4 protein-coding genes and 1 pseudogene are annotated in these 5,884 nt (G+C 71.6%); 3 read left to right on the top strand and 2 right to left on the bottom strand.

The window, feature by feature from the left end:
- Positions 1-143: 143 nt before the first annotated feature.
- Entirely contained in the window at positions 144-830 is a 687-nt protein-coding gene (locus JM949_RS32670; protein WP_203151925.1) for a hypothetical protein, read from the bottom strand.
- A gap of 69 nt (positions 831-899) precedes the next feature.
- On the opposite strand from JM949_RS32670, the gene JM949_RS32665 reads away from it, so the two are divergent.
- From JM949_RS32665 to JM949_RS32655, 3 genes and pseudogenes are all read left to right on the top strand, one after another.
- A complete protein-coding gene (locus tag JM949_RS32665; RefSeq protein WP_203151924.1) occupies positions 900-3,518 on the top strand; it encodes a valine--tRNA ligase in 2,619 nt (872 codons plus the stop codon).
- Positions 3,515-4,849, top strand: a complete 1,335-nt coding sequence (locus JM949_RS32660) for a bifunctional folylpolyglutamate synthase/dihydrofolate synthase (protein ID WP_203151923.1) — start codon at positions 3,515-3,517, stop codon at positions 4,847-4,849. The genes JM949_RS32665 and JM949_RS32660 overlap by 4 nt, the downstream gene beginning before the upstream one ends.
- Positions 4,846-5,286, top strand: a pseudogene (locus tag JM949_RS32655) (DUF4233 domain-containing protein); the annotation flags it as partial. The gene JM949_RS32660 and the pseudogene JM949_RS32655, both read left to right, overlap by 4 nt.
- 41 nt (positions 5,287-5,327) lie before the next feature.
- Here JM949_RS32655 and JM949_RS32650 read toward each other — a convergent pair.
- Positions 5,328-5,884 (bottom strand): VOC family protein (locus JM949_RS32650; RefSeq protein ID WP_203151922.1); only part of this gene is annotated, 557 nt, incomplete at its 5' end.

Raw genomic sequence — 5,884 nt, 5'->3', positions numbered from 1 at the left:
CCCCGCCTTCCCCAATGCCTCATCCGGGCGGCGGGCCGGGGTGATCGACTCGGGTTCACGGAAACCGGGGTATCCGCGGCCTGGTGATGGCCCGACATCCGGAAAACCGAGACGATCAAGAGTTTCCGAGCGGTCGAGACGGTTCAGTTCCGGGTCTGGATGCCCTCGCGGAGGGTGCGCAGCAGCCCGCCGGCGTCGTCGAGCGACCGGCCCGGGAACATCGCCATGACCACGCTGCCGTGGTCCGCCCAGCCGCACACCGCGAAGTCACCGCCCTCACCGCTGGTGTTGCCGCACTTCAACACGCCGCCGAGGTCGCCCGCGGGCAGCTCGCGGAGGGCGGTCACCGCACCGGTCTCGTCAGACATCAGGCGGAAGAGGCTGTCCAGGTCGCGCTCCGGCTGCCAGAGCACTGTGGTGCCGCCGAAGATGAGCACCGAGCGCTTGTCGTCGGCCGGGTCGCGGTAGACAGTGCCGAAACTCCGGTCCAGCTCGATGTTCGCGGCCAGGCCGCTGCGCAGGTAGTCAGCGGTGCTCTTGGCCCGCTCGCTGTCGTCCCGGGTCAGACCCGCCACCTGCTCGGGCGAGGCCAACTGGGCGTCCTTCTGCTGCGCGATCCGCCACCCACCGACACCCAGCACCCCGGCGCCGGCCAGGCCGACCACCAGCGCGACCGTCCAGCCGATTTTGCGGCGCCGGGACCACCCGCGCGGCTGCTCCTCGGGATCGCCTCCGGAGTCCCGGGTGCTCAGCTGGATCGGTTCTTCGGTCAGCTCGACCGGCTCGCGACCGCCGTCGAGTGACCGCTCGGTGAGATGTGCGTCGGACATAGCCGACACCGTACGCGAACGACAGGTGGCGCACGTCAGGTCTGCGGAAGCCCTCCGTAGACTTGTCAGGTGACCGAGAGACTGGATGCCCGACGCCCCGACGCCCCGACCCTTGCCGGCCAGTATCAGCCCGGTGAGGTAGAGCAGCGACGGTACGAGCAGTGGGTAGCCGCTGGGCACTTCCGGGCCTCCGCCGACAGCGACAAGCCCCCCTTCACCATCGTCATCCCGCCGCCGAACGTCACCGGCTCACTGCACATGGGCCACGCGTTCGAGCACACGCTGATGGACGCGTTGACCCGGCGTAAGCGGATGCAGGGCTTCGAGGCGCTGTGGCTGCCCGGTATGGACCACGCCGGCATCGCCACCCAGAACCTGGTCGAGCGTCAGCTCGCCGCCGAGGGGCTGTCCCGGCACGACCTGGGCCGGGAGAAGTTCGTCGAGCGGGTCTGGCAGTGGAAGGCCGAGTCCGGTGGCGCCATTCTGGGCCAGATGCGCCGCCTCGGCGACTCCGTCGACTGGGACCGCGAGCGCTTCACCATGGACAAGGGCCTGTCCCGGGCCGTTCAGACGATCTTCAAGAAGCTCTTCGACGACGGTCTGATCTACCGGGCCAACCGGATCATCAACTGGTGCCCGCGCTGCCTCACCGCGCTCTCCGACATCGAGGTCGAGCACACCGACGACGACGGTGAGCTGATCTCCATCCGGTACAGCGACGAGGTCGTGGTGGCCACCACCCGGGCCGAGACGATGCTCGGTGACACAGCGGTGGCGGTGCACCCGGACGACGAGCGCTACCAGCACCTGATCGGCACCGAGGTCGAGCTGCCGCTGACCGGCCGCCGGATCCCGATCGTGGCCGACGCACACGTCGACCCGTCCTTCGGCACCGGCATGGTCAAGGTGACGCCCGCGCACGACCCGAACGACTTCGAGATCGGCCAGCGGCACGACCTACCCGCGCTGACCGTGATGGACGAGCGCGGCGTGATCACCGTGCCCGGGCCGTTCGAGGGGCTGGACCGGTTCGAGGCGCGGCCGGCGATCGTGGCGGCGCTGCGTGAGCAGGGTCGGATCGTCGCCGAGAAGCGCCCGTACGTGCACGCGGTCGGGCACTGCTCGCGCTGCAAGACGACAGTCGAGCCGCGGCTGTCGCTGCAGTGGTTCGTCAACACCGCCCCGCTGGCCCAGGCCGCCGGTGACGCGGTGCGCGACGGTCGGGTCCGAATCGAGCCGGCCGAGTTGGCCAAGCGCTACTTCGCCTGGGTCGACAACATGCACGACTGGTGCATCTCCCGTCAGCTCTGGTGGGGGCACCGCATCCCGGTCTGGTACGGCCCGGCCGGCGAGATCGTCTGCGTCGGCCCGGACGAGGCGCCGCCGACCGGCGCGGGCTGGCATCAGGACGAGGACGTCCTGGACACCTGGTTCTCCAGCGGCCTGTGGCCGTTCTCCACCCTCGGCTGGCCCGAGCAGACCCCGGACCTGGCGAAGTTCTACCCGACCAGCGTGCTGGTCACCGGCTACGACATCCTGTTCTTCTGGGTCGCCCGGATGATGATGTTCGGCCTCTACGCGATGGACGGCCGGCCGCCGTTCGACGTGGTCGCGTTGCACGGCATGGTGCGTGACCAGTTCGGCAAGAAGATGTCGAAGTCGTTCGGCAACGTGGTCGACCCGCTCGACTGGATCGACCGGTACGGTGCCGACGCCACCCGGTTCACCCTGGCGCGCGGCGCCAACCCGGGCCAGGACGTCCCGGTCAGCGAGGAGTGGTGCCAGGGCTCGCGCAACTTCTGCAACAAGCTCTGGAACGCCACCCGGTTCGCGCTGATGAACGGCGCGCACACCACGGGGGACCTGCCGCCCGTCGAGCAGCTCTCCACCGTCGACAGGTGGATCCTGTCCCGGCTGGCGCACGTCACCGCCGAGGTCGACGAGCAGTTCGAGGCGTACGAGTTCGCCAAGGTGTGTGACCTGCTCTACCACTTCGCCTGGGACGACGTCTGCGACTGGTACGTGGAGCTGAGCAAGCCGGTGCTCGCCGAGGGCGGCGAGCGGGCGGAGGTCGGCCGCCGGGTGCTCGGGCACGTGCTCGACCAGCTGCTGCGGCTGCTGCACCCGGTCATCCCGTTCGTCACCGAGGAGCTGTGGCTCGCGTTGACCGGCGGCGAGACGGTGCAGACCGTCGCCTGGCCGGTGGCCGACCGGGCGCTTGTCGACGACGCCGCCGAGGCCGAGCTGGCGAGTGTGCAGCGGGTGGTCACCGAGATCCGTCGGTTCCGCTCGGACCAGGGGCTGCGCCCGACGCAGCGGGTGGCCGCCCGCCTGGACGGGCTGTCCGGCGCGGGCATCGCCGCCCACGAGCCGCTGATCCGTTCGCTGGTCCGGCTGGACCCGGCCGGAGACGACTTCCAGGCCAGCGCCACGCTGGCCATGCCCGGCGCGGTCGGTGTCGCGTTGGACACCAGGGGGTCGATCGACCTGGCCGCTGAGCGGGCCCGGCTGACCAAGGACCGCGCGGCGGCCGAGAAGGAGGTCGCGCAGGCCCGGGCGAAGCTCGACAACCCTGCCTTCATCGGCAAGGCCCCCGAGCCGGTGGTCGCGAAGATCCGCGACCGGCTCGCCACCGCCGAGGCCGACCTGGTCCGGATCGACGCTGCTCTGGAGACACTGTCCTCGTGACCGACCGTACCGATTTCGCCGCCGTCGAGGCGGAACTGAACGCCCGTGGTTTCACCCGCATGGTCTTCGAGCTGGACCGGATCGAGTCGCTGCTGGACCTGCTCGGCAGTCCACAGCGGGCGTACCCGGCGATCCACCTGACCGGCACCAACGGCAAGACCTCCACCGCCCGCATGATCGACTCGCTGCTGCGGGCGTTCGGGCTGCACACCGGCCGCTACACCAGCCCGCACCTGGAGACTGTCCGGGAGCGGATCAGCCTGGACGGGGAGCCGGTCAGCGAGGAGCGGTTCGCGGCAATGTACCGGGAGATCAAGCCGCTGGCCGAGCTGGTCGACGCGCGCTCCGACGAGCCGCTGACGTACTTCGACATGACCACCGCGCTGGCGTTCGCCACGTTCGCCGACGCGCCGGTCGACATCGCCGTGGTCGAGGTGGGCCTGGGCGGCGCCGAGGACGCCACAAACGTGATCCAGGCCGGGGTCTGCGTGATCACCCCGATCGGGCTGGACCACACCGAGTGGCTCGGTGACACGCTCCAGGACATCGCGCTGGCCAAGGCCGGCATCATCCACCCCGGTGCCACGGTGATCGCGGCGGCGCAGGAGGAGGAGGCCGCACGCCCCCTCCTGGAACGCTGCGCCGAGGTGGGCGCCACCATCGCCCGGGAGGGCGGCGAGTTCGGCGTGCTGCGCCGGGCGGTCGCGGTCGGCGGCCAGGTGCTCAGCATCCAGGGCCTGGGCGGGGTGTACGACGACATCTTCATTCCGCTGCACGGCGCCCACCAGGCGCAGAACGCCGCGGTGGCGCTCGCCGCCGTGGAGGCGTTCCTGGGTGCCGGGAGTCGTCGGCAGCTCGACGTCGAGGCGGTCCGGGAGGGCTTCGCCTCGGCCAGCTCCCCGGGCCGGTTGGAGCGGGTTCGGAACGCCCCGACCATTCTGCTGGACGGCGCGCACAACCCGCACGGCATGGCCGCTACCGTCACCGCGCTCCAGGAGGAGTTCGCGTTCAGCAAGCTGGTGGCGGTGGTCGGCGTCCTCGCCGACAAGGATGCGGGGGCCCTGCTGGAGCTGCTGGAGCCGGTGGTCGACCTGGTGGTGGTCACCCGCAACAGCTCGCCCCGGGCGATGCCGGCGGCGGAACTCGCCGCACTGGCCAACGAGGTGTTCGGCGAGGAGCGGGTGGAGTCGGCCGAGGAGATGCCGGACGCGATCGAGCTGGCGGTGGCGCTGGCCGAGGAGGACGTCCCCGGTGAGCTCAGCGGGGTCGGGGTCCTCGTCACCGGGTCGGTGGTCACGGTCGCCGACGCCCGCCGGCTGCTGAAGCGATGACCGGTCCGGAGCGGAACCAGCACGCCACCGACGACCCGACCGGGCCGGCCGGGGCGGGCGCGCCGGCCGACCAGCCGGTGCAGGAGCCGGTCGCGGGGCAACCGCGACGGTCCGGGTTGCGCAACCCGGAGGCGGCGGTACGCGGTCTGGGCGCCGGGACGCTCGCCCTGGAGGCGCTGGTGCTGTTGCTGGCGATCCAGCCGGTACGGGTGGTCGGCGGTGACCTGAGCGGCGCCGCGATCGGTGTCGTGGTGGCACTGGCGGTGGCCGCCGTCGTGCTGGCCGGGACGATGCGCCGACCGTGGGCCTGGAACGCCGGCACCGTGCTCCAGGGCCTGCTGATCCTGGGTGGCCTGCTGCACTGGTCGCTGTTCGGGCTGGGCATCATCTTCGCCCTGGTCTGGGCGTACGCGCTGCACGTGCGCCGGGTCATCCTCGCTGACGCCGGCGGCGTCAGCCGAGGCGAGCGCGGCCCCGGTCAGGCGTCGGCGCGTTCCCGCCACTGGGTCAGGGCGACGCCGTGGCCGTCCGGGTCGCGGAACGCCGCCGCCCACACCTCCAGCTTGGTGCCCCGGTTGACCACCCGGGGCGCGTACGTGAAGCGGACGCCCGAGCCCCGGAGCCGCTCGTACGCCGCCTCGATGTCGCTCACCTCGAGGTTGACGTGCACCAACCGGCGGCTGATGGGCGCCGCCCCGGTCACCTCGCGCAGGACGAGCCGGGTCGTCCCGGACGCGAGCACGGCGTTGTGGGCGCCCTGGTCGACCTCGCTGAAGCCGAGCACGTCGCGGTAGAAGCCGAGAGACCGGGACAGGTCGGTCACCAGCAGGGTGAGGCCCACCCCGCTGATCGGCGCGGCCGGATCCGCGGCCGGGCCGTCGTCGAACCCGAAGATCGCCTGGTCCAGCTCCTCGTCGGTAACCGTTTCCCGGGCCGCCCCGGTCGGGGAGGGGTCGTCCAGCGGCAGGTCGAGCGGGTCCAGCGGGTCGGCCGCGACCGGGCCGGTGCGCTGCGCGGGTGGCGGGTCGGCACGCT

Source organism: Micromonospora tarensis (genome assembly GCF_016803395.1).
Taxonomy (GTDB): Bacteria; Actinomycetota; Actinomycetes; order Mycobacteriales; family Micromonosporaceae; genus Micromonospora; species Micromonospora tarensis.
The sequence above is the reverse complement of the archived record's forward strand: the minus strand, read 5'-3'. Positions and strand labels throughout refer to the sequence as shown.